The organism is Paraglaciecola sp. L1A13 (assembly GCF_009796745.1).
Lineage (GTDB): Bacteria > Pseudomonadota > Gammaproteobacteria > Enterobacterales > Alteromonadaceae > Paraglaciecola.
In genome coordinates, this window is the sequence record NZ_CP047024.1 from 2,619,990 (window position 1) to 2,643,265 (window position 23,276).

Sequence of the window (23,276 nt, forward strand, 5' to 3'; positions counted from 1 at the left end):
TTGGCTGCTACTGGGCTTTGGCAGTGACCACTACCCGCTCAGCATAGGGATTTCTTGGATAAAACTTATCAGGTAAATGGGCTTGATGCTCGAAAAAACGTGTATCTTTATAGGGTAGTTTCATAAAACCTGACATACCCATCCCGTTTATCGTTGGAACAAGGTTAATAATTTCATTTAATAATTTCTTAAATTCATCTACCGCCGAATGATCGAGTAATGTGTAATAGCTATGAATCTTTAGATGGGTCGGCAACGACTCGAATATAATACAGCCTGTATGGTGTATGGCGTTTAACTGATGAATAATGGTCATCAACTTATCGGGTAACGTCAGTAATTCGTCGGGATCGACGCCATCTTCAAAGTAAGAATGCATCCGGCTTTCGTCTTCTTTAACAGATGTTTTATTGAGTTCATAGGGGATTTGCATGCCAGATTCAGGGATAAACGGCGCAGTTTCATCATCTCGTTCAATATGGAGTGTATCCCGAGCATTAAACATACAGCTTTTAAATACCCCCACTCGATGAATTGAGCGGGCCAGTGTCACAATATTATTAACCGTTGCATCAAAAGCACTTTTTAATGCTGGGTCGTAAATGTTTAAACTTGAATCAATATATACCCCTTGCGGTGTCCAGCGAACGGCTAAACCGCCCACCACCGGATATTTACCTAATCGACTCACCTCTGAAATAAACGCTTTTTCAGTTTCACCCATGCCTTGCAAGTAGTTTTTATAATAACGTTCGAACTGCTCATCGTTAAGATAACGAAGCTGCTCTGTGCTTTGATATGCTTCTGCGCGAAGAAAGGACTTACGTGAGCTGTAAACCACGGTGTCAATTTCTCGGGATTTTGTATGACACCAACCTGGAATAAGGGGGGGACTCAAGGGAGGATCTTTGGGGTGAAATACCATGTTTTTCAAATAATGAATATTGTTCAGTAAATAATCGCCGCCCTTTGCTCTTATTTGCTCATCGTCACTGAGCATAGCTGTCAATATCTCCCCTAGCATTTTGGGTAAACCAAGGGAATTTGGTCGAATAACTTGAGCACCAAACCGGCTCGACTGTCCAGATGCTAATGCATATAGCGTGCTTGCCAGCCCTTGTTCATCGAAGCGCGGTGAAGATAAATTCCCGCTTAATTGCTCAGGGCCAATAAAATACACATCCCCTAAACGCGCATTGGTTTGTTGCATATCACTGGACATTAAATCCATCACGTTATTTGCTAAGTAATTACCCTGCTCGTCTAGCTGAGCGAATACCGAGGAGCCCCAATCAATTAAGCCAACCTCTTCGGTTAACGGGTCAAACACGATATTTGACGGCTTAATATCCCCGTGAACAATAGGCTTTATTTGACCATTTTCAGTAAATGTACGTAACGTTTGTAAAATATCACTGAGCTGAACGGCAATTTTGACCACCAGCCTGGGCGATAACGGACCATACTCCAATGATATTTTTTCGAGATCTTTACCTTTTGCACGCTGCATTACCAAAATGGATTGCTTTTTAACACGCTGAAATTCTATCAATCCCGGTACATGAGGATGTGTCACATGACCCAACATATAGGCCTCTTCTTCCAAGCGGTCCTGCACATGTTGGGGTAGATTGGCCCGAGAGAATTTAAATACATACTGCTTTGCCTGATCGAGTTTTGGCGTTCCGGCAAAAGCGAATCCAAAGGCTCCTTTACCAATTAATTCAATATCCCGATAACCTAAACGTTCAAGTTGCTCGGTACATAACTTAAACCAAGCTTTGAGCTTTTGCGCGTCCTTGTGGGATAGCAAATAAATTGATTGTTCGTCCGGGATATAAAAGTGTTTTAAATCAGTTTGGGAAACCATTTGGGTAATCTATACCTAAGTTTTTCGCTAAGCCTCTTCCACCAGCCAATTGACTTGGTAAGCGGCCCTTTTGTTTTGCGCCAACAAAGGGCTTAGTTCAGCTAAACAGTCACGAATTTGTTCATCTAATTGCCACGGGGCATTAATGATTGCCATTCCAGACCCGTACATTCCGGCGAAGGTGGTCGGGTCTTGCACTGCTAGTTCCACTTGCAGTAAGTTTTTAAAACCCCCGTTACTGAGAGCGTCAAGCATCTGCTGACTTTTTTGATGTTTAGAGGTGGCGCGTTCAAATCCATCGCTTTGCTCATCGTCCCGTTTCGATAACAAGGGATACCAAATAGCAAAAATGCCTGTAGGCCAGCGCTTGTAGGCTTTGCTGATGCTGTCGACGACTTGTTGATAGTCATCTGGTGTTTCATACGAAGGATCCGTGAGTACCAAGCCACGCTTTAATTCCGGTGGCGTCATTGCGATCAATCCTTCGTATCCATCTCGGTGATGCACCGCTACGTTATGGCCTCTTATTTGGCGCTTAAGGTTAATGACCTCTTGGTTATTCCATTCCATCAAGTGTAATTGATCTTGTTCACGCATTAACACACGTGCTATTTCTGGCGAACCAGGGTACTGCTGATGTTTAATATAACTGGCCGTTAACTCTTGATAGGCTAAAAGCGTTGGTTCAGCGCCGGCGTAATCGGCTAGTCGCGTAATCCCCTGCTTAAATTCATTGGTTTTGCGAGCTTGCTCAGAGGCTAAATCGTACATACCGGCACCACTATGGGTATCAATATAGGTAAATCCTTTGTCTTTACGTTTTAACTTATCGATGATCAACATCTGGCAAATGTGTTTTAACACATCGGCATGATTACCTGCATGAAAGCCGTGGCGATAACTAAACAACTGATTAACTCCTTAGTGGTGTAATACGTTTAGGCTTAATTAGCCTATAGCCAGCTAGTTTACCTGTTACCTTTGCGTAAGCAAAAGTAAAAATCAGTAAAAACAAACCCGCGTAACGCGGGTTTGTGTAAAGGCTTATTAAGCAGACTAAAAGTCAACCTATAATCCTCTGGCTAACGCATAGTGCTCAGCATTGTCATTGGTTGTTCAATATAAGACTTCCAAAGATTATTAAACCTCACCATAGTAGCTCCATCGATTATCCGGTGATCACCAGACCAACTCACATGCATTATATTGACCGGACGCACCTGATCGTTTTCATCAAAGCGAGGTAAACGTTGAATTTTCCCTAACGCAACAATCGCGGCCTCGGGATGATTAATAACAGGTGTGGCAACTGTTCCACCTAACACACCGATATTCGATATGCTGATGGTACCACCGGTTAAATCACTTGTTTTCAGCCGCCCTTGTCTAGCTTGTTCAATCAATTCACTTGCCCGAATGGCTATTTCAAGTAGGGACATGTCTTGCACCCCTTTGATGTTTGGTACCAATAAGCCGAATTTACCATCCACTGCCATACCAATATTATGATCGTGAAAATAGGTCAATTCGGTGCAATCTTTATTTACTTGACTATTAATGACGGGGAAAGCTTTAAGCGCCATAGACATCGCTTTAATAAAGAATGGCATAAAGCTTAATTTAACCCCTTGTGCGGTAAAATCATCTTTCAATTGCGCACGCAAAGCCATCAACGCATCCATCTGTATCTCTTCACTCACAGTAAAATGTGGAATAGTCGAAACACTGTTGACCATTTGCTTAGCCATTGCCGCTTTAATACCACTTATGCGTTCAACTCTCGTTTGTCCTGGATTTGTGCGACTTGTCACTTCAGACGTGGTGCAGGCTTTTGCATCATCCACTGGCTTTTGCACTAGGTCACATTTTAATATTCGGCCTTTCTCACCCGAGCCATGAACTTGTGACAACTCAATATTTTGCTCTCTGGCGACACGACGTACCGCTGGACTGGCTAACACTTTATGATTGGAGTTAAGACCACTATGAGTAACCGCTCTGGTATCTTGGTTGTCCGTCTGGCCTTTTTGCTCTTTGTTGGCGGGAGAGATTGGCGAACTTACATTGCTTTTAATCACGCCATTTTCGCGAATATCTTCTGTGACTTGCATGGTGAAAAGAGCAGAATGTACTTTGGCAATTTCACCTTGCTGATAACACAGACTCACTACTGTGCCGCTGTATTTCGCTGGAATTTCTACCAGCGCTTTATCTGTCATTACCTCAACCACTGGCTGATCTTCGACTATTTCATCCCCTTCACTAACTAACCATTTAACCAATTCACACTCAACAATTCCCTCACCAATGTCGGGCAAGATAAACGTCTCAATATGTCTACTATGAACGTGCGTCTTGTTTGGATGTTCACTTAAAACCGGACTATTTTTTTTAGCAGAATCTGTCTGTGCCGCAAGCACCTCATTTGAACCAAGCTCTAGGGTATCTGCCGCGCGAATATCATCCCCTTTCGTGTCAATGTCCATAGCAAACAGAGGCTTGTGCACCTGTGCTATTTCTCCTGTTTGGTAATAAAGTTTTTGCACTTTACCACTGTACATTGCAGGAATTTGAACCGTGGCTTTATCCGTCATTACCTCAGCGACAGGCTGGTCTTCGACGATGATATCCCCTTCCGATACTAGCCATGCTAATAGTTCACATTCCACTATTCCTTCACCAATATCTGGCAAAATAAAATCTTTCATTTCAGCTATTCCTCGATATTGATGATTAAAAATTCACGCAGCGTTTAATCGCTTCATACGTTTTCAGATGATCTGGCATGTATTCTTTTTCATGGGCCAAAGGATAGGGCGTATCTAAGCCGCAAACACGTGTTATAGGTGACTCCAGATACAAGAAGCATCGCTCTTGGACGGTGGCAGAAATCTCGCTGGCAAAGCCGCCTGTTTGAGGGGCTTCATGATTAATAAGCAGTCGACCAGTTTTCTTAACGGATTCGCTTACAGTCTGTGCATCCCATGGCAAAATACTTCGTAAGTCGATAATTTCACATGATATGCCGTCTTTCTCGGCCATTTCAGCCGCTTTTTCAATCACTTCAACCTGAGCCCCCCAAGCAAGTAAGGTAATATGCTCGCCTTCTTTGACGACATCTGCCTTGCCTAGTGGCAACTCATAGTCCTCTTCTGGCACTTCGCCTACTGATGCTCGATACAAACGTTTTGGCTCCATAAACAACACAGGGTTGTCGTCTCTAATGGATGCCAACAATAATCCCTTCGCTTGATAAGGATTACGAGGGATCACCACTTTCATCCCAGGTATGTGAGCAAAAAATGCTTCAGGGGATTGCGAGTGGTACAAGCCACCAGCAATACCGCCACCATATGGCGTGCGTATGGTTAATGTGCCGCAAGTAAACTGTCCGCCTGAGCGATAGCGAAACTTAGCCGTCTCGTTAATGATTTGATCAAAAGCAGGAAAAATATAATCACCAAACTGTATTTCAGCAACAGGTACTGAGCCCTGAGAAGCAAGACCATTTGCAAAACCAATAATACCTTGTTCGGTTAACGGCGTATTGAAGCAGCGCGCTTTACCAAACTTTTGCTGTAAATTGCTAGTTGCTCTAAATACGCCACCGAAATGACCTACATCTTCGCCAAATACCATGACTTTTTCATCATCGTCCATGGCGGTAATAAGCGCGCTATTGATCGCTTGTAGCATATTCATTTTAATCATGGCGAATTCTCCCAGCAGTCTTCGGGTATGCTTCTGGGTACAAGCTAATATGCTTTTTCAATTGACTTAGTTGTTCCTGTAAATGCCAAGGTGGCGTGTCGTAAACATCGTTAACCAAATCATCAATCGCACAAATATCGACTTGTTCGGCTTTTTTCATCTGGGCTAAAACCTCTTGGCGGGTTTGTTCGATAAATTGCTTATGTTGCTCCTCGTTGATCCAGCCCTTACTTTTCATCCAATTTTCGAAACGTTGCACGGGATCTTTCTCCCGCCATTTTTGCTCTTCCTCTTTTGAGCGATAACCCGATGGGTCATCAGATGTTGAATGAGCGGCAAGGCGATAAGTCATCGCTTCGATTAACACAGGGCAATTTTCCGCTAGGGCAATTTCTCGCGCTTTTTTGGTTGCAAGATAAACCGCTAATACATCGTTGCCGTCAACGCGAATTGTTTTGATGCCGTATCCCAGTCCGCGAGAGGCAATCCCATCGCCGCAGAACTGCTCACTTGAAGGAGTCGATATGGCATATCCATTGTTACGACAAAAGAAGATAACGGGACAACTGAGTACAGCAGCCATGTTGAGCCCTGCGTGAAAATCCCCTTCTGATGCAGCGCCTTCACCGAAGTAGCAAATCGTTATTGCCTGATTACCTGCCATTTTCTGTCCGTAAGCATAACCGGCAGCTTGAGGAATTTGCGTCGCCAGAGGCGATGAGATAGTCATGAAGTTCAACGCCTTATCCCCGTAATGAATAGGCATTTGCCGACCTTTATTAGGATCGAGCTTGTTACTGAACATTTGATTCATAAATTGCTCGGTACGGTAACCTCGATATGCTAACGCTCCCTGCTCTCGGTATTGAGACATAATCATATCGTTATCACTAAGCGCCGCAGCACTGCCCACCGTCGATGCTTCTTCGCCACTACAAGCAAGGTAGAAGCTGATACGCCCTTGACGCTGAGCTCCGACCATCCGCTCATCAAGCACGCGTATATAATGCATGGTTTGAAATATCTTATGGGCCGTATCCTGACTTATATCGGGCATATCTGCATCGCTATGCGCGCTGCCATCGGGCTGTAAAATTTGTAACATAGGAATATCTACTGTGCCTTTATCAATGATATTCACCGTATGACTAATTCCCACATCAAAGAGATGATTTCTATCTTTCACCACGACCCCTCTTAACTTGTATAACACTGTCATAACAGACAATGTTTAAAAATTGTTATTTGAGTGTTAATGGTAATGCAGATTTAAGGATAGGACGTTTCCAAATTAGTAACGAAATGACTGAAAGAAAGAATGCTCAACCTAATTAATGAAAGAAAACATGATGTTCATCCGCCTTTTTTCAAACAACTTTAAAGGTAAAACCTTGCTGTAAAGACTTTCGTGCTAGGCGAGATAATAAATGAAGGTGAAAATAGTAAAATAGCGGGGATCATAGCTATAAACGGCTGTTTAGATGAGAAAGTATTCGCCGCCTATAGATATAGGCCTCCTAGGTATAGGCCTCCTAGGTATATATCTATAGTGCATCACAGGCGGCGCTAAAAATGAATTATGCGTATAAACGCTTACGCTTAACCTCAACGCTGTCGATATAACCATGCCAAGTAGCGTAACCAATAATAGGCATCAATATAATAAACCCAAAGAACTGGGTTCCGAAGCCGATTAATACGGACACCAAAATAATACTCGCCCAAAACAACATCGGGATCTTATTACTCCAGACCGTATTCATACTGGTTAATACCGCGGTAGCCAAATCAACTTTACGTTCCATAAGAATAGGCTGAGTAAACGCACTGAGAAAAAAAACTAATAACGTAAAACCGGCCCCTATAACGCCCCCTAACGCTAAAAACGGAAATAAATTTTCGTAATTTTCATCTAGGTACGGAGGATACAAAGCATGTATCAACGAAGCCACCCGTAACCAAAAAATCATCAGTACCATTAATAAGATCCCCAGACCCCATTCGTTGACTGCATTACGTTTAACGGCCTTAATACTGTGCCACAAAGAGGGTTTATGGCCTTTCTCTAATTCCCAACTGATATCGTAAAGACCTGCGGCCAAAAACGGTCCAATGAGCATAAAACACACAATGGCGGGTAAAATAACTAAGTGCCAACCTGTTAGTTCAACTAAATAGGTGATAAACCATGGAATTGCGGCAAAGAAAACACCAAAAATTAACGTCAATATAGGGGCGCGTATAGCATCTTGGATACCCAGCCTTAGCCAATTAATAGGATCGGTAATAGATAATTCTCTACAGGGTATTACCCGAGCGATAGTACTACCGGTAATGGCATTTTGCGGGGCTTCTTTAAAAGACTGTGACATAGATAGGTACTCCAAACAAAAAGAAATTTGTGTCTGTTTTATCTTACTGCTCTTTTAGACTAATCCTATAAACCAAACTTGTCAGGTAAAAGTTACCACTGTTAGAAGAGTTTTCGCGGTAATACTACTATCGGCTTTTAGGCTACCCATAATACACCTTGATTACCGCGGGCTTAGCAAGTGTAAACGCCTATCAATGCCAACGACACGGAATGCGCAAATAATCGTCCACAAGACATAATTATACTTAACATACCCTAGTGCCCTGTATTACTCTTGCAGCTACCTTTTCTATTCATCATTATCATGCGCACTTTCAAAAAATCAAAAAAACTCGATAACGTTTGTTATGACATTCGCGGCCCTATTTTAGAGCAAGCTCAAAAAATGGAAGATGAAGGGCACCGTATTTTAAAGCTTAATATTGGTAACCCTGCCCCATTCGGATTTGAGGCACCAGATGATATTTTGAAAGATGTCATTCATCATTTACCCAAATCCCAAGGTTATTCAGATTCTAAAGGCATATATCCCGCCCGTGTTGCGGTGATGCAGTATTACCAGCAACAACAAATTAAAAATATATCCGTCAATGATATTTATATTGGTAATGGCGTAAGCGAACTTATCGTAATGGCCATGCAAGCATTGCTAGATGACGGGGATGAAGTGTTACTGCCTAGCCCGGATTACCCACTGTGGACCGCGTCGGTCAGTCTGTCTTCGGGTAAACCAGTACATTATCACTGTGATGAAAATGCTGGCTGGGAGCCAGATATAGAAGATATCAAAAATAAGATCACCGCCAAAACCAAGGCCATTGTTCTTATCAATCCAAATAACCCAACCGGCGCGGTTTATAGTAAGGCACTGCTTCTGAAAATAATTGACGTTGCTCGAGAGCATGAATTAATGGTGTTCAGCGACGAAATTTACGACAAAATCCTCTATGACGGCGCTAAGCATCAATGTATCGCTGCACTAGCAGAGGATATCTTTTTTATTACGCTCGGTGGATTGTCAAAGAATTATCGCGTTGCAGGTTTTCGAGCTGGTTGGCTTGTGGTTAGTGGGCATAAAGCGCTTGGCACAAACTATATAGACGGCTTAAATATGTTGTCGTCTATGCGTATGTGCGCCAATGTACCTAGCCAACACGCAATCCAAACAGCATTAGGTGGATACCAAAGTATCAATGACCTGATTGTTGATGGCGGTCGCCTTAAACTACAACGAGATTTAGCCACCACCATGCTCAATCAAATTGATGGACTTGAATGCGTGGCTCCGAACGGCGCCATGTATTGCTTTGTTAAAGTCGATGCCGAAAAATTCAATATTCACAGTGACGAGCAAATGATTATGGACTTGCTACGCAGTGAAAAAGTATTACTGGTGCACGGTAACGCATTCAATTTAACCCAAGGGTGCTTTTTCCGCTTGGTCTTTCTTCCACATGTTGATGTACTGCGCCCGGCAATTGAGCGCATCGCAAATTTCTTTAAACACTACCGTCAGGCTGACTAACTATTATGAGTACCCCACAAAAAAGTCATTTTTTTGCCCATCTATCACGCATGAAGCTCATTAATCGCTGGCCGTTAATGCGTAATGTGCGAACCGAAAATGTGCAAGAGCACAGTTTACAAGTTGCTATGGTGGCTCATTCATTAGCATTGATCCGCAATAAATATTTTGGTGGGACTGTCAACGCTTACAAAATAGCCACACAAGCGATGTTTCATGATGTATCTGAAGTGCTAACGGGTGACTTACCTACCCCAGTAAAGTATTACAATCCAGCTATTCAAGCTGAATATAAGAAGATTGAAAAAATAGCCGAGCAAAAACTCATTGATATGGCACCGGCCGATTTCAAAGAAGATTACGCGGCACTGATACAGCATGAAGGACAAGATGAAACCGAAGCCTTCATTATCAAAGCGGCAGATGTTATCTGCGCGTATTTAAAAACCTTAGAAGAACTCTCTGCGGGTAATCAGGAGTTTGGTTTAGCGAAAAAACGTTTAGACAAAATTCTTAAAGATTACCATTCTCAGGAAGTGGATTATTTCATGCGCGCTTATGTGCCTAGCTTTAGCTTAAGTTTGGACGAAATTACCCAAGAAGATAACGCCCTTTGAATATAGCCTACAAGCGGCGCACAAAATTTGTTAATGGAATAACAAACTAACTGAATACTATTTCTGCTAGAAGCCAATATTATTGCTGGTCAACTTGAAAATGGACGTTACCTTATGAAAAGCGCCACAATCATTCTCTGCGCCAGCTTATTAATCACAACATCTGTGGCTCATGCCGAGCAATTTAATCTTTTACTTTTTACTAAAACAGTCGAATGGCATCACAAGTCAATTAACGGCGCAGTGCAAGCCATTGAGAATCTTGGAATTAAACATCACTTTGGAGTTGATTGGCAAGAAGATGCAGCGCTTATTAATGATGACAATCTTAAAAACTATGATGCAGTCGTTTTTTTGCTTACCTCTGGCGATATATTAAATTCGCAACAAGAAGCGGCATTACAACGATTTATTCAATCCGGTAAAGGATTTGTAGGGATCCATAGTGCATCCGACACAGAGAAAACATGGCCTTGGTATAATCAGCTGGTGGGCCATGTGTTTAAAATCCATCCTGAAATACAAACAGCACAAATGGAAGTTGTCTCTAGAGATTTTCCAGGAATGGAGTATTTACCTAATACATTACTGTGGACTGATGAATGGTATGAGTTTGGTCCAGCCCAAAGCAAAAACTTAAATTACCTACTAACAGTAGACGAAAATACTTTCGCTCCTCATGCCCAGTGGGGTGACAATATAGGCGACGGCATGGGCAAGTTTCACCCTATTGCCTGGTATCACACATTCGATGGCGGGCGCGCTTTTTACACAGCGCTGGGGCATAAACCTATTGCCTATCAAGACAACGCGTTTTTACAGCACATTTACGGTGGTATATATTGGGCGGCAACTGGTAAAGGAATTCCAGCGATACAATAACATTTAGCAGTATTCCCAGAGGATTATCCGTCCATGCGGCAACCTACCCTGTGGTCAGCGAGACAATTGGCTTTCAAACTGACTTAGGGTAGCCGCTTAATCTGCTTACAGCAGACAGTAACGTACTGATTAGTAATATTTTGTGTTTTTCTCACAGTTACCTTTAACCGGTTTGCGAGTATGCCTTTACGTCAAATGAAACGCCAAGGGTTACGATGTCCAAACATACCATTTAATCAGCAGGTCGATTTCCATACAAACAAGCAATACATTATGCTCAACCGAAGGACAATGTAGGTGATGGCATGGGCAAGTTTCATGCTATTTCTTGGTAACGCCAGGCTGCGACGGACGTATATTTTACATAGCGCTGAGGCATAAACCTATTGCCTATAAGACAATGCGTTTTTACAGCACATATACGGTGGTATATATTGGGCAGCAACAGGTAAGGGAATTTCAACAAAACAATAATTCTCAGAGGTATTCACAGAGGTATATACGTCCATGCAGCAACCTACCATGTGGTCAGCGAGACATTTTTCACAGCAAGTTCAACGTGATGGCGATCACCGCTCACCTTTTCAACGTGACAAAGCCCGTATACTGCATTCTGCAGCATTTAGACGTCTGCAAGCCAAAACACAGGTATTAGGCGTGGGTATGAGCGATTTCTATCGCACACGTTTGACCCACTCACTTGAGGCCTCACAAATAGGTCAGGGAATTGCTGCACAGCTTCGTCGAAAACATCCAGTGTTAACGGATAAGCTTGGCCTTAACGACACGTTAATTGAAGCCTTGTGTTTAGCCCATGACATTGGACACCCTCCATTTGGCCATGGTGGTGAAATTGCCTTACATTACATGATGCGCGAAAATGGTGGTTTCGAGGGCAATGGACAAACATTCAGAATCGTTACCAAGTTAGAGCCTTATACCCCATCTCATGGAATGAACCTCAGTCGCCGCACTTTACTTGGGTTGGTTAAATATCCAAACTTTATTGAGCCATTAACCAATATTCAACCTGCCCCAGCAAACACGAATATACAAAATACATCACATCGCAATATTAAGGCAGCGGATTGGATCCCCCCTAAGGGGTTGTACGCATGTGATAAGGGGATGTTTGACTGGCTATTGCAGCCTCTGTCTTTGCAGGACCAAGCGCAGCTTTGCCAGATAGCGCCGAGTACATCATTGCAGCGACACCATAAAACCACGTTCAAATCTTTTGATTGCTCCATTATGGAGCTGGCCGACGATATCGCCTATGGCATACACGACTTAGAAGATGCCATCGTTATGGGCATCGTTAACTTACAGCAGTTTGAAGAACAAATCGTTGAACCGATAGAAGCACTAAGTGAAACGTGGTTAGCTGGGCATATTTCAATGTTAGCTAAAAAACTGTTCAGTAAGCACCATCATGAACGCAAAGATGCGATAGGTGCGTTGGTCAATAGCTTTATTACTAATATAGATATACGCCAAACGGATCCTGCCTTTGATCATGACTTACTCAAATACAACGCGATATTCCAACCTGAGTTTGAGCAGGCACTGTCTATCTTTAAACAGTTTGTTTATCAACGGGTGATCCGTAAACCAGAAATACAAATGCTGGAATACAAAGGACAGCAAGTTGTTATGGGGCTATTTGAAGCCTTCGCATCAGATCCCGAGCGCTTGTTGCCAGAAAATACCCGAGTTCGCTGGCTAAACGCGCAGAGCGAGAATAATGGAATGCGTATAATCTGTGATTATATCGCCGGTATGACAGATGAATTTGCCTCACGCCTTTACGCTAATTTGTTTATTCCAAAAAGTGGCGCGAATCCCGATAGCATAGGACTTTAGCTGACGATTAAAAAACAATTGAAATTTTTGGTCTTAATTCATTGTCCTTAGTAGTAATCATTAAGGTATTTAACGCAATTAAGGCCACTATGTTAATTAATGTACCCAAAGCAAGCGCTGTCAAAGAGAGCGAAATCACCGACGAGAAGGTATACAACCAACGCCGAGACATTCTTAAATCTATGGGATTCATCGGTGCTTCAGCACTACTCACTAGCCAACCAGCTCAGGCTGGTTTCTTCACTAGCGACGATAAAGAGACCTTTAAAACCCGAGCGCTGGAATATACCCCAGCTGCAACATCGCAACAGAAACAAGCTTTTACGCCCGAAGAAAAAATAATTACTCATAACAATTTTTATGAATTTGGTACGGCTAAATCAGATCCGGTTGAAAACGCTCAGCAGTTCAAAGTGAACCCATGGAGTCTCAGCGTGGAAGGATCAGCTGAAAAACCGTTTACATTGAACTACGATGATCTTTTCAACCAATTTCCCCTTGAAGAACGAATTTATCGCATGCGATGTGTTGAAGCTTGGTCCATGGTTGTTCCATGGATTGGTTTTTCACTGGCGGCTTTAATTAAAAAGGCTAAACCATTAAGTTCGGCTAAATACGTGGCGTTTGAAACTTTGTATGATCCTAAGCAAATGCCGGGACAAAAAAATAGGTTTGCAGGCGGCGGTATTGAGTACCCTTATGTTGAAGGATTACGTTTAGACGAAGCCATGCATCCGCTTACGCTACTTTCTGTAGGACTTTATGGTAAGACCTTACCTGCACAAAATGGTGCACCAATCAGACTAGTGGTGCCATGGAAATACGGGTTCAAAAGCATTAAGTCCATTACCCGTATTCGCCTTACCGATAAACGCCCTCCTACAACGTGGAATATTTTGGCAGCTAGCGAATACGGATTTTATGCCAATGTAAACCCTGAGGTAAGCCACCCTCGTTGGAGTCAAGCCAGCGAAAGGCGTATTAGCTCGGCCGGTTTGTTCTCGCGAAATCGAATAGATACCAAGATGTTCAACGGTTACGATGAAGTGGCATCGTTGTATCAAGGCATGGATCTAAGAAAAAATTTCTAATGGCAGAGACTTATTCCTTTAAGCTTAAAAAGGCACACTTACCTTGGTTAAAACTTGTCATTCATTTAGGGGCATTGCTGCCCTTATTGATAACGTATTATCAAGCTTTTAATGACCAATTAGGCGGCGATCCAGTCACCGCACTTTTACATTTTACTGGTTTAGGTGCGTTTAAGTTGCTGCTGCTATCACTGCTTATCACTCCCCTAGCGCGGCAATTTAAGCAAGGCTTACTTATCAATGTCCGCAGGTTACTGGGCCTTTATAGCTTCAGTTATGCATTTGCTCACCTGGTAAGTTACGTATTATTCGATTTACAACTCGACTGGCCACTTTTACTCAGCGAAATAGTTAAACGCCCCTATATAACGGTAGGTTTTGTCGCGTGGATAATATTGTTCTGCCTCACCTTAACCTCAAATAAAAAGGCCCAGCGCAGTTTGGGGCGACGTTGGCAAACACTGCATAATTGGGTATACCTAGCCGTGGGGCTTGTGGCTCTTCACTTCTTATGGTCAGTCAAATCGGATGTAACAGAACCGCTCGTTTATATGTTCTTAACCCTATCACTGCTGCTCTACAGACGTGATAAGTTAAAACGCTGGTTAAAGAATCGAATAAATAATACGCAAATAAGTAAAAAATAACTTGCATGTGTTTTTATACAGTACTATTGTAATTGCAATCACTGTATAAACAAACAGGTATAAGCAAATGGCCAGCGTACACGCAATATCAAACCCTAAAATTAGCCACTTCGATAGTGTTTCGGTTTTTAACCAAAAGCGCTTACAAACAATTCACAGCGGTGAAAATAAAGCTAAATGGTCTTATCTTATTGCAGATAATATTGCATTTACTCGCCCTAACACGCGCTGCATTAAGCTAAAAAAGCCCACGCAGGCGCAAATGATTATTTGGTTAGAGAAACTTATTACCGCTGATCAATGTGCCAATATATACGTTGAACAATTAGAGTTAGACGAAATGAACCAAATACGCCTTACTCAGCTTTGTGCTATGCACAACGTTAATGTGGTTAATTTAATGACACAAAATCAAGCTAGCGTGATAAAAGGCCCTTGGCTAAATAACTGAGTATTTGTATCGGGTGATTTTGGTGCATGCCTTAATAGATAAAAATAAACGATTAGGCTCAGCTTAACCTGGACACAATAGCCTTATCTTCGCTGTCAAATGTGTATAATTCGTTTATTAATATTGTAACGATATGGTGGAAACGGCGATATTTTTTGCTGTTAGGTAGACTAGATGAATGATCCTCTTTGCTTTTGTAATAGCGGCCACAGCTTTGAACTGTGTTGTAAACCTTATATACACAGTATCAGACGTCCTGAGACACCTGAACAACTTATGCGCTCGCGCTTTAGTGCATATGCCACCAAGCACTTCCAATACGTTTTAGACACCTACACACTCACCCAGCGCCAGAATTTAACCTTGCAAGTATTATCTCAAGGCAGTGACGATACCCATTGGCTTCGCTTAGAAGTGCTAGACACCATTACAGACAATAGTGCTCATATAGGTGAAGTTGAATTTGTTGCCTATTACCGGCAAGACAATGTGATTTACAAGATGCACGAACGTTCTAAGTTTTGTCGTGAAGAGGGTCAATGGCGCTATGACTCAGGGGTATTATTTAAAGACGGTGGAGTGTACAAACCTCAACGCAATGATAGCTGTTTATGCGGCAGCGGAAAAAAATTCAAAAAGTGCTGTCTGTAAACGTTAGTTGGTTACTATTCACAAGTAAGCAAACAAAGTTTGTCGTAAAGCTAGATAAGTTCTGGCCACCTAAGCGCTATTTTCTATTATTTGCTTATGTTTATTTATCGTTATCTTTAAGCCACTCGTTTAATAGCTTTATTTGCCCACACTTATAGGCTGCATAGGTTATGCGTAACGCATTAGATAATAATTCACTATCGGACCAACCGGTTTTCGCAGATAGTTCTTTGTAGCTCTCCATACCTTGAGGGGTTACATAACCACGAACCTGTTGTTTTCCTAGTTCTTTTTGTCGCTCTCTAAATCTGCGTTGCTTCTGAGCATTGGCAACCATTTTGGGATTTTTCATTACAATGTCATTATTTACGGTTAAAAAGATGATAAATTCGCTGATATCATCCATTACTATGGCATAGATGTAAAATAATTAACTGCTCAGAGTTGTTTAGCTTACAAGTGTTCGCTAAATTACGTCCTTTAAAAATATTAGACTCGGAATACTATGACAATGAATCAAGGCAGTTTTACAAAAGAAGAATTATTAGCCTGCAGTCGAGGTGAGTTATTTGGTCCTGGTAACAGTCAGCTACCTGCGCCAAATATGTTAATGATGGATCGTATTATTAATATCTCTGAGGAAGAAGGAGAACATGGAAAAGGCGTCATCATTGCCGAATTAGATATTTCACCAGACTTATGGTTTTTCGATTGTCATTTTCCTGGTGATCCAGTGATGCCAGGATGCTTAGGCTTGGATGCAATGTGGCAGTTAGTTGGATTCTTTTTAGGTTGGTGTGGTGGTCCAGGAAAAGGACGTGCTCTGGGTGTGGGTGAAGTTAAATTCTCAGGTCAAATACTTCCTTCAGCTAAAAAAGTCACTTACCGCATCGATATGAAACGTGTCATTAAGCGTAAATTGTATATGGGAATTGGTGACGGTGAAGTGTCTGTTGATGGCCGCGTAATCTATCAAGCTAAAAATCTTAAAGTGGGCTTGTTTCAAGATACCAGTACTTTCTAAGCAGAGGCGATTACTGCAAATTTTTGCTGTAAAAAACAAAGCCCCGTAAGGGGCTATATTTAACTAGAATTTAAGGCCGAAGCTTCGGTCCCCCATGGCTTCTCGCCACCCCCCTAACCATTCTGAACGAGCCGTTGAGGCTTGGAATGGACAGTTTTCTTTAGATCGACCGGAAATGCCAGCGTGGTATCCCTTTGAATGCGCTCTGGAAAGTTTATCTCTCTTTTGTCTCTTCATTTCATCGAGTTTCCTATTTTTACGTAGCAATAACCGTGCTTAAAGTAAGCACGTATATAGAGATAATAGATCAGGCATTTTGGTTCAATAGCGTTTGGCTAATATATTCAGGAAATAGCGACAAGACATTGATTTAATTAATGTAAATTCAATAAACTCAATTCGAATATTAGATAGATTATTTATTATATTTAGTAATAAAAAAAACGATATCCACAAAAAAGCCCGCTAAATGCGGGCTTCAGGAGTAAGACGTTTTTACTACAACTTTATGCGTCTACGTATTGCTACCACCATTAAGCCAAGCAGTGATATAAGACCAAACCCAGCTCCTTGACGATCAGAGTCATTGTCGCTTTCATCGTCACCAGGTTCCGTCACATCACAGTCCTCGATAGAGCCTCCTGGGATGGGCTCTAAACGAACACTGATAATTCTATCAACTATCACTTCATCACCGTTACTGTCTAACACCACATCACCGAAAATGTTTTTAGACGGTATACGTACTAAAGCTGAAGCCGCAACCACACCATCATCATTGATGCTTGTGGCGTTCACTAACGTATAAGCCGAATTACATTGAATTAAGTCATTCATATTAATGAATTCAGATGCATTAGTATCAAACCGAAAGGCATGGCTTCTTCTGGCCGATACACCTGCTTCTATCTCGCCTTTACCTACCACTATGCCACTGTTGTTGATGGCATTGGCAAAGCTTGATGAGCCTAAGAAAAAGTCTTCAGGGAAAACGGTTTCATCAGTATTAATGTCGTGCACAAAAAACTTGCTACGCGAAATTCCATTAACTTGCCTAACTGCTGAACCAACCACTAAACCACTATTATTAATATCCGTTGCGGTACTTGATGTATACGTTTGATCGTCCGTAATCTCAGTGACTGTATCGCCTTCAAAAATGGCGGCAAATGTACGAATAAAGTTAGTATCGCGATATTGGCCAGACGAATCACCTACAGCCACACCATTATCATTGATAGCTAAAGCCTTGCTTTCATAGCCATTAGTGTCGTCTTCTTCAGGGGTATATGCCAAGCCCAGCTCTTTCGTACTGATGATTTGACCTTGATTATCCAATTGCCAGATAGTGCCTCGGCGCTGAAAGTTAAACTTCAACGATTTTTCACCTGTAGTAGATGAAGAAACTAAATTAATTCGACGCAGGCAGACTTCTGCTGGCTCGTCTCCACGAATATCATCATCATTACAATTATCAACTGAAGTCTGCAGTGTCGATGCGTCTAAAAGTGTAGTAGTGCTATAGCCAACAACCTGATTACTGTTATTTACGTCATAGGCAACACTTAGGCCCCCTGCCGTATCATCAATGGGTGGCAATTCAATGGTTGTATTATTCACTGTGGCAAATGCACGGCTGTAAAAATCATTCACCACATAGGTAATATCAGTGCCTGCTTCTAGGGTGTAATCAATGGTGTAAAATACGTCGAAGCTGCTACCCACCGTAGAACCCGAGTCATTCATTCCTCGCACAAGTGTATCGTTACTGAAGGTATATTCGTTTGTGTTTTCATCAAGTACATCAAAGCCGGGAATAAATACGCTATTATTGTTTGTTTCGATGTACGCGTGACGGTCAGCAATTTGTTGGAGGGTTAATGCTTCATTGTTAGCGTCAGACGTCAGTAATGCATATAAAAACGTATAATCTGCGTCGTTATAGTTGCCTATTTTGGCCGCTTCAATATCAGTCAAGCCATCGATAAGTGTTTGCGACTCGAAATTTAGCAACGATGCATCGATGGGTGGATTATAAGGTATTGAAACATTAACAGCGATTTGCCCACTGGCGTTGATATCACTTGGGAAGGTATTTACACCTATGTTGTTTGCTTCGAGCTCAACCACATTGTATTGCGCGGCATTAGCCAAGGATATCGTCAATGCAGAAAATGCGAATGCTGCCAATCTAGTTTTATTCATTTAAAATCCTGATTTCTTTTATGTGTTGTTTTATTCAGTTAAAGCTTCGAGCTCATCCCAACGCGCATAAGCCTCACTCAAGCTACTTTCAGCATCAGCAAGTTGGGCTAGTGTCTTGGATGTAGCGTCATTATCTTTCTTGAAAAAATCCCCATCGCTTATTTGCGATTGTAATTCGGCTATTGTTTTTTCTAACTTATCGATAGAAATAGGCAGCTTTTCGAGCTCAAGTTGCTGCTTATATGATAATTTTTTACTCGGCTTACTTTGAGGCTTGGTCTTAGGACTATCACTTTGTTTAGAAGTTTCACTTTTGCTTTTAATTGCTTGTTTTGATACCGCGTTTGCAGCATACCATTGATAAATATCGGCATAACCACCAACAAACTCTTTAATTTTACCTTGGCCTTCAAAAAACAAACTTGAGGTCACAACGTTGTCGACAAATTCTCTATCATGGCTCACCAAGATAAGCGTACCTTTATAATTCCCGAGTATATCTTCTAGTAACTCTAGGGTTTCAACATCGAGATCATTAGTTGGCTCATCGAGAATAAGTAAGTTGTTTGGCTTAAGCATTAATTTTGCTAATAACAAACGGTTCTTTTCGCCACCAGATAATGAACTAACAGGCACGTTCACCCGCTCAGGCGTAAACAAATAGTCCTGTAAGTAGCTGATAACGTGCTTACTACTGCCGTTTATCTCCACCTCACGCTTACCATCAGCGATGGCGTCTATCACTTTGAGCGACACATCAAGTTGCGAGCGATGCTGATCGAAATAGGCTAATTCTATTTTGGTTCCGCAACGCACCGAGCCTGACGTAGGCTCTAGCTGTTCTAGCAGTAGTTTTATCAGCGTGCTCTTACCACAACCATTAGGCCCGATAAATGCGATTTTATCGCCACGGAAAATAGTGAAGTCTAAATGGTCGACAATATTTTTATCATCGATTTCATAACTAAGGCTCTCGGCTTCAAAAATAATCTTACCTGAGTTTTGTCCTTGACCGAGTGTGACTACCGCACGACCTGTTACATCACGGCGCTCACTACGCTCATTACGCAGGGCTTTTAATGCGCGAACGCGGCCCTCGTTACGTGTACGACGAGCCTTAACACCTTGCCTGATCCACGTTTCTTCCTGGCTCAATTTTTTGTCGAACAACGCGTTTTGCGTTTCTTCAACTTCTAAGTCATGGGCCTTTTTGTCCAAATACTCCTGATAATTACCAGGGTAACTAACCAGTTGTCCACGATCTAAATCAACGATACGCGTGGCAACGTTTCGGATAAACGCCCTATCATGGCTGACAAAAACCACTGCGCCTTGATAATCAAGAACGGTATTCTCCAACCATTTGATCATACTAATATCTAGGTGGTTAGTAGGCTCATCCAATAATAAAATATCAGGCTGATTAGCCAGTGCTCTTGCAAGAGCGGCTTTACGACGCCATCCACCTGAAAGCGAAGACAACTGTTGATCAGGGTCAAGTTTAAGCTGAGTTAAAACCTGCATTATTTTCTGTTCAAACTGCCAGGCATTATGGTGATCAAGTTGTTGCTGCAACTTTTCGAGCTTGTCCATCTGTGCTTCGCTGTAATCGGTAGCGATAACATGAGTCTGATGGAAATAGGCTTTGAGGATCTCTCCTACCTCAGCCATACCTTCGGCAACATAATCAAACAAACTGCAATCTACACTTTGCGGTGGATCCTGCGGTAACCGTGAAATTTTAACTTGATTTCCGACTAATCTCTGGCCATCGTCTAGTTTCAATTCTCCAGCAATAATTTTTAATAATGTGGACTTGCCGCAACCGTTTCGGCCAACAAGACACACACGTTCACCTGGGTGGATCACTAATTCAACACCACTTAATAAAGGTGGGTGACCGAAAATAATACTGGCATTTTTAAGTTGTAATAAACTCAAGACAAAAACTCTCTTAATTGTTGTTCATTGAAAGGCCACTCAAGCTCTAGCTCTGTGTCTAGCCTTTTCAGTACTGGGATACGTGCACCGTATAAATGATATAACTCTGTAGACGCTCTAACATCAACCTTGTTATAAGATGCGTCTGGTGCCGCGTAATTTAAAATAACTTCTGCATCATCACACAAGCAGCAATCTTTGCCTGAATAAAACAAAATGGCTAAATTAGACATTTAAGGTAAACACCCAACATCCATGTATCTTTGGATTACGCTTAAAATCTTCAGGTAAGGTTTTCTGGGTAAAATTTTCAATACTCAACCCTAACTTGCCGACGCCTTCTTCATCCAATTTAAACTGGCGTAAATTATTGGAAAACATGATTTCCCCACCTGGGCGTAAACATCTTACGGCATTACTGAGTAATGCTAAATGGTCGCGCTGAACGTCCCATGTGGTATCCATACGTTTTGAGTTAGAAAACGACGGTGGATCGATAAAAATAAAATCGTACTGCTTGTTATGCCTATCTAACCAAGTCAAGCAATCCGCTTGAATAAATTCATAGGGTCCCTTTAAATTATTTAGTGCAAAATTCTCTTTTGCCCAATCCACATAGGTATTCGACATATCGACGGTAGTCACTGATTTAGCCTTACCTATAGCCGCATGTACCGAAACACTGCCGGTATAGGCAAATAGATTTAATACGTCTTTATCTTTGACTCGTTGCTGCACTAGTTGACGTGTTATGCGGTGGTCAAGAAATAACCCAGTATCCAAATAATCAGTCAAATTAAGCTTGAACTTGGCACCGTTCTCATATACTTCAACGGTCTTCTGAGTCTGAGACACCTTTTCGTACTGGCTTTTCCCTTTTTGCTGCGCCCTGACCTTCATGATTATCTGTTCTGAGGGTACATCAACGCAGTCAGGCAAAGCCACAATCACTTCATGCAAACGTCGCTTAGCTTTCGCTGTCGGCACATCTTTCGGAGCTGCATATTCTTGTACAACAAGCCAGTCACCATAGCGGTCAATTGCCACGTTGTATTCTGGCAAATCCGCATCGTAAATACGGTAACAATTTGTATTTTCAGTTTTAAGCCATTTACTGAGACGTTTCAGATTTTTGGTCAAACGATTAGCAAAGTCATTATTACTCAGTGAGACTTCTCTGGTAACACAGTTTTTTTCATCTAATGCGAAGTTAACTAGCTGACATTCTAACTTGCCGTTCATCAACTTATATTCTTTGTTGGCAAACATTTTCATACTGCGCAGCAAGTCACGATTTGACGTCAATAATGACAAATTCCAACCTTTGAAATGTTCTTTAAGATTCACTCCCCACGCTTGAAATAATGGAAGCAACGCGGTGATTTCACTCAGTCTTTCACCATAAGGCGGATTACTAACAATATAACCCAGTGCCTGCCCTTTAGGAGGCGTAACTTTGCAAGCGTCTATGGTATTAAATTCTATAGCTGAAAATACGCCAGCAGCATCGGCATTCTCTTTAGCAATGGCGACAACACCATGGTCAATGTCACTTGCGCAGATCACACTAGTTGACTCAACAATTTTTGATTCTGCATCCGTTACCAGCGATTCCCATAAAGTGGCATCATGTTGAAGCCAACGCGTGAAGCCCCAATCTTTACGCTTGAGTGCTGGTGCAATATTGGCAGCCATAAGCGCCGCTTCAATAGCAATGGTGCCCGCACCACACATAGGATCAAGTAAGGGTAAGGCTTTATCTTGCGTCCAACCGCTTCGTACCAACATAGCGCAAGCGATATGCTCTTTAACAGGGGCTAAGCCCGTTTTCACACGGTAATGACGTTGATGTAAACTATGCCCTGACAAATCAAGATACACCGTTAACTTGTCACTCCACATTCTTCCTTGCAAGCGAATATCGGGATCAATCTTACTCACCGAAGGTCGTGATTCAAACAATTCATTAAATTGGTCTACAACAGCATCTTTAATTTTCAATGCGCCAAATTGCGTATTATTAATACAATGATTGGCGCCAACAAAGTCGACAACAAATGTACTATCAACACTGAAATGCGATGTCCAATTTACGCTACTGGTGATTTGATATACGTCATCAGCGACATCCACGTGGCCTTCTGCAACCTTAAGCAATACCCGATTGGCCAACCGGGACCATAAGCAAATTTTGTATGCGTGCTCAATTTCACCGCTAAACAGCACCTGACCAGGCTTGGTTTTTACTGACAATTGCGGACACAGCGCAGATATTTCTTTGGCAAGAAGCTCGTCGAGCCCCTTAGACGTGGTGACTAAAAATTCAAACATATACCGATCCAGTTATTTCTTCGGGCGCGATTATACGGTAATAAAGGAGTAATCGCATGGCTAAATGCATAAAAATCAGATCGTTAATTCGAA

General features: G+C 42.0%; 21 protein-coding genes. 9 read left to right on the forward strand and 12 right to left on the reverse strand.

The window, feature by feature from the left end:
- Nucleotides 1–7 precede the first annotated feature (7 nt).
- The 6 genes from GQR89_RS10920 to GQR89_RS10945 all read right to left on the reverse strand — a co-directional run bounded on the left by GQR89_RS10920 (nucleotide 8) and on the right by GQR89_RS10945 (nucleotide 7,953).
- Nucleotides 8–1,870, reverse strand: coding sequence for a protein kinase (locus tag GQR89_RS10920; protein ID WP_158770078.1), 1,863 nt, complete (start codon nucleotides 1,868–1,870; stop codon nucleotides 8–10).
- A 27-nt stretch (nucleotides 1,871–1,897) separates the two neighbouring features.
- Nucleotides 1,898–2,779, reverse strand: a complete 882-nt coding sequence (locus tag GQR89_RS10925; protein WP_158770079.1) for a 23S rRNA (adenine(2030)-N(6))-methyltransferase RlmJ — start codon at nucleotides 2,777–2,779, stop codon at nucleotides 1,898–1,900.
- A 173-nt stretch (nucleotides 2,780–2,952) separates the two neighbouring features.
- Nucleotides 2,953–4,578, reverse strand: a complete 1,626-nt coding sequence (locus GQR89_RS10930; RefSeq protein WP_158770080.1) for a dihydrolipoyllysine-residue acetyltransferase — start codon at nucleotides 4,576–4,578, stop codon at nucleotides 2,953–2,955.
- A 25-nt stretch (nucleotides 4,579–4,603) separates the two neighbouring features.
- Entirely contained in the window at nucleotides 4,604–5,581 is a 978-nt protein-coding gene (locus GQR89_RS10935) for an alpha-ketoacid dehydrogenase subunit beta (RefSeq protein ID WP_158770081.1), read from the reverse strand.
- The gene (locus tag GQR89_RS10940) at nucleotides 5,574–6,767 is read right to left on the reverse strand and encodes a thiamine pyrophosphate-dependent dehydrogenase E1 component subunit alpha (RefSeq protein ID WP_199271313.1); all 1,194 of its coding nucleotides are present in this window, start codon (nucleotides 6,765–6,767) and stop codon (nucleotides 5,574–5,576) included. Before GQR89_RS10940 ends, GQR89_RS10935 begins: the two co-directional genes overlap by 8 nt.
- Before the next feature lie 391 nt (nucleotides 6,768–7,158).
- Nucleotides 7,159–7,953, reverse strand: a complete 795-nt coding sequence (locus GQR89_RS10945; RefSeq protein WP_158770083.1) for a DUF2189 domain-containing protein — start codon at nucleotides 7,951–7,953, stop codon at nucleotides 7,159–7,161.
- Between the two features lie 306 nt (nucleotides 7,954–8,259).
- Between GQR89_RS10945 and GQR89_RS10950 the strand changes: the two genes are divergently transcribed.
- The 8 genes from GQR89_RS10950 to GQR89_RS10985 all read left to right on the forward strand — a co-directional run bounded on the left by GQR89_RS10950 (nucleotide 8,260) and on the right by GQR89_RS10985 (nucleotide 15,682).
- Nucleotides 8,260–9,480, forward strand: a complete 1,221-nt coding sequence (locus tag GQR89_RS10950; protein ID WP_158770084.1) for a pyridoxal phosphate-dependent aminotransferase — start codon at nucleotides 8,260–8,262, stop codon at nucleotides 9,478–9,480.
- Nucleotides 9,481–9,485: 5 nt separating this feature from the next.
- Nucleotides 9,486–10,097 carry a 5'-deoxynucleotidase gene (gene yfbR / locus GQR89_RS10955; protein WP_158770085.1) on the forward strand — a complete coding sequence of 204 codons (612 nt, stop codon included), beginning with the start codon at nucleotides 9,486–9,488 and terminating at the stop codon, nucleotides 10,095–10,097.
- A gap of 114 nt (nucleotides 10,098–10,211) precedes the next feature.
- Entirely contained in the window at nucleotides 10,212–10,979 is a 768-nt protein-coding gene (locus GQR89_RS10960) for a ThuA domain-containing protein (protein WP_158770086.1), read from the forward strand.
- A 507-nt stretch (nucleotides 10,980–11,486) separates the two neighbouring features.
- Nucleotides 11,487–12,842 (forward strand): anti-phage deoxyguanosine triphosphatase, encoded by a 1,356-nt coding sequence (locus GQR89_RS10965; RefSeq protein WP_158770087.1) that lies wholly within the window; start codon nucleotides 11,487–11,489, stop codon nucleotides 12,840–12,842.
- A gap of 89 nt (nucleotides 12,843–12,931) precedes the next feature.
- On the forward strand, nucleotides 12,932–13,933 hold the full coding sequence (gene msrP, locus GQR89_RS10970; protein ID WP_158770088.1) for a protein-methionine-sulfoxide reductase catalytic subunit MsrP: 1,002 nt from the start codon (nucleotides 12,932–12,934) through the stop codon (nucleotides 13,931–13,933).
- Entirely contained in the window at nucleotides 13,933–14,580 is a 648-nt protein-coding gene (msrQ, locus tag GQR89_RS10975; protein WP_158770089.1) for a protein-methionine-sulfoxide reductase heme-binding subunit MsrQ, read from the forward strand. Before msrP ends, msrQ begins: the two co-directional genes overlap by 1 nt.
- 67 nt (nucleotides 14,581–14,647) lie before the next feature.
- On the forward strand, nucleotides 14,648–15,031 hold the full coding sequence (locus GQR89_RS10980; protein WP_158770090.1) for a hypothetical protein: 384 nt from the start codon (nucleotides 14,648–14,650) through the stop codon (nucleotides 15,029–15,031).
- A gap of 174 nt (nucleotides 15,032–15,205) precedes the next feature.
- Entirely contained in the window at nucleotides 15,206–15,682 is a 477-nt protein-coding gene (locus tag GQR89_RS10985) for a YchJ family protein (protein ID WP_158770091.1), read from the forward strand.
- Nucleotides 15,683–15,782: 100 nt separating this feature from the next.
- Here the strand turns inward: GQR89_RS10985 and GQR89_RS10990 are convergent, their stop codons facing one another.
- Nucleotides 15,783–16,034, reverse strand: coding sequence for a hypothetical protein (locus GQR89_RS10990; RefSeq protein ID WP_370460942.1), 252 nt, complete (start codon nucleotides 16,032–16,034; stop codon nucleotides 15,783–15,785).
- Nucleotides 16,035–16,187: 153 nt separating this feature from the next.
- On the opposite strand from GQR89_RS10990, the gene fabA reads away from it, so the two are divergent.
- Nucleotides 16,188–16,706, forward strand: coding sequence for a bifunctional 3-hydroxydecanoyl-ACP dehydratase/trans-2-decenoyl-ACP isomerase (gene fabA / locus GQR89_RS10995; RefSeq protein ID WP_158770092.1), 519 nt, complete (start codon nucleotides 16,188–16,190; stop codon nucleotides 16,704–16,706).
- Nucleotides 16,707–16,769: 63 nt separating this feature from the next.
- Here the strand turns inward: fabA and rmf are convergent, their stop codons facing one another.
- The 5 genes from rmf to rlmKL all read right to left on the reverse strand — a co-directional run bounded on the left by rmf (nucleotide 16,770) and on the right by rlmKL (nucleotide 23,183).
- On the reverse strand, nucleotides 16,770–16,943 hold the full coding sequence (gene rmf / locus GQR89_RS11000; protein WP_158770093.1) for a ribosome modulation factor: 174 nt from the start codon (nucleotides 16,941–16,943) through the stop codon (nucleotides 16,770–16,772).
- Nucleotides 16,944–17,204: 261 nt separating this feature from the next.
- Entirely contained in the window at nucleotides 17,205–18,911 is a 1,707-nt protein-coding gene (locus tag GQR89_RS11005; RefSeq protein WP_158770094.1) for a DUF3466 family protein, read from the reverse strand.
- 30 nt (nucleotides 18,912–18,941) lie between these two features.
- Complete coding sequence (locus GQR89_RS11010; RefSeq protein ID WP_158770095.1) at nucleotides 18,942–20,852, reverse strand: ABC transporter ATP-binding protein; 1,911 nt, start codon at nucleotides 20,850–20,852, stop codon at nucleotides 18,942–18,944.
- Nucleotides 20,849–21,085 carry a glutaredoxin family protein gene (locus tag GQR89_RS11015; protein ID WP_158770096.1) on the reverse strand — a complete coding sequence of 79 codons (237 nt, stop codon included), beginning with the start codon at nucleotides 21,083–21,085 and terminating at the stop codon, nucleotides 20,849–20,851. Before GQR89_RS11015 ends, GQR89_RS11010 begins: the two co-directional genes overlap by 4 nt.
- Nucleotides 21,078–23,183, reverse strand: coding sequence for a bifunctional 23S rRNA (guanine(2069)-N(7))-methyltransferase RlmK/23S rRNA (guanine(2445)-N(2))-methyltransferase RlmL (rlmKL, locus tag GQR89_RS11020; RefSeq protein WP_158770097.1), 2,106 nt, complete (start codon nucleotides 23,181–23,183; stop codon nucleotides 21,078–21,080). The genes GQR89_RS11015 and rlmKL overlap by 8 nt, the downstream gene beginning before the upstream one ends.
- Nucleotides 23,184–23,276 lie beyond the last annotated feature (93 nt).

Bases quoted from the DNA above. Each gene is read 5' to 3' on its own strand.
- GQR89_RS10920 (WP_158770078.1), bottom strand. From the start codon at position 1,870: ATGGTTTCCCAAACTGATTTAAAACACTTTTATATCCCGGACGAACAA.
- GQR89_RS10930 (WP_158770080.1), bottom strand. From the start codon at position 4,578: ATGAAAGATTTTATTTTGCCAGATATTGGTGAAGGAATAGTGGAATGT.
- GQR89_RS10935 (WP_158770081.1), bottom strand. From the start codon at position 5,581: ATGATTAAAATGAATATGCTACAAGCGATCAATAGCGCGCTTATTACC.
- GQR89_RS10945 (WP_158770083.1), bottom strand. From the start codon at position 7,953: ATGTCACAGTCTTTTAAAGAAGCCCCGCAAAATGCCATTACCGGTAGT.
- GQR89_RS10950 (WP_158770084.1), top strand. From the start codon at position 8,260: ATGCGCACTTTCAAAAAATCAAAAAAACTCGATAACGTTTGTTATGAC.
- yfbR (WP_158770085.1), top strand. From the start codon at position 9,486: ATGAGTACCCCACAAAAAAGTCATTTTTTTGCCCATCTATCACGCATG.
- GQR89_RS10960 (WP_158770086.1), top strand. From the start codon at position 10,212: ATGAAAAGCGCCACAATCATTCTCTGCGCCAGCTTATTAATCACAACA.
- GQR89_RS10965 (WP_158770087.1), top strand. From the start codon at position 11,487: ATGCAGCAACCTACCATGTGGTCAGCGAGACATTTTTCACAGCAAGTT.
- msrP (WP_158770088.1), top strand. From the start codon at position 12,932: ATGTTAATTAATGTACCCAAAGCAAGCGCTGTCAAAGAGAGCGAAATC.
- msrQ (WP_158770089.1), top strand. From the start codon at position 13,933: ATGGCAGAGACTTATTCCTTTAAGCTTAAAAAGGCACACTTACCTTGG.
- GQR89_RS10980 (WP_158770090.1), top strand. From the start codon at position 14,648: ATGGCCAGCGTACACGCAATATCAAACCCTAAAATTAGCCACTTCGAT.
- GQR89_RS10985 (WP_158770091.1), top strand. From the start codon at position 15,206: ATGAATGATCCTCTTTGCTTTTGTAATAGCGGCCACAGCTTTGAACTG.
- GQR89_RS10990 (WP_370460942.1), bottom strand. From the start codon at position 16,034: ATGAAAAATCCCAAAATGGTTGCCAATGCTCAGAAGCAACGCAGATTT.
- fabA (WP_158770092.1), top strand. From the start codon at position 16,188: ATGACAATGAATCAAGGCAGTTTTACAAAAGAAGAATTATTAGCCTGC.
- rmf (WP_158770093.1), bottom strand. From the start codon at position 16,943: ATGAAGAGACAAAAGAGAGATAAACTTTCCAGAGCGCATTCAAAGGGA.
- GQR89_RS11005 (WP_158770094.1), bottom strand. From the start codon at position 18,911: ATGAATAAAACTAGATTGGCAGCATTCGCATTTTCTGCATTGACGATA.
- GQR89_RS11015 (WP_158770096.1), bottom strand. From the start codon at position 21,085: ATGTCTAATTTAGCCATTTTGTTTTATTCAGGCAAAGATTGCTGCTTG.
- rlmKL (WP_158770097.1), bottom strand. From the start codon at position 23,183: ATGTTTGAATTTTTAGTCACCACGTCTAAGGGGCTCGACGAGCTTCTT.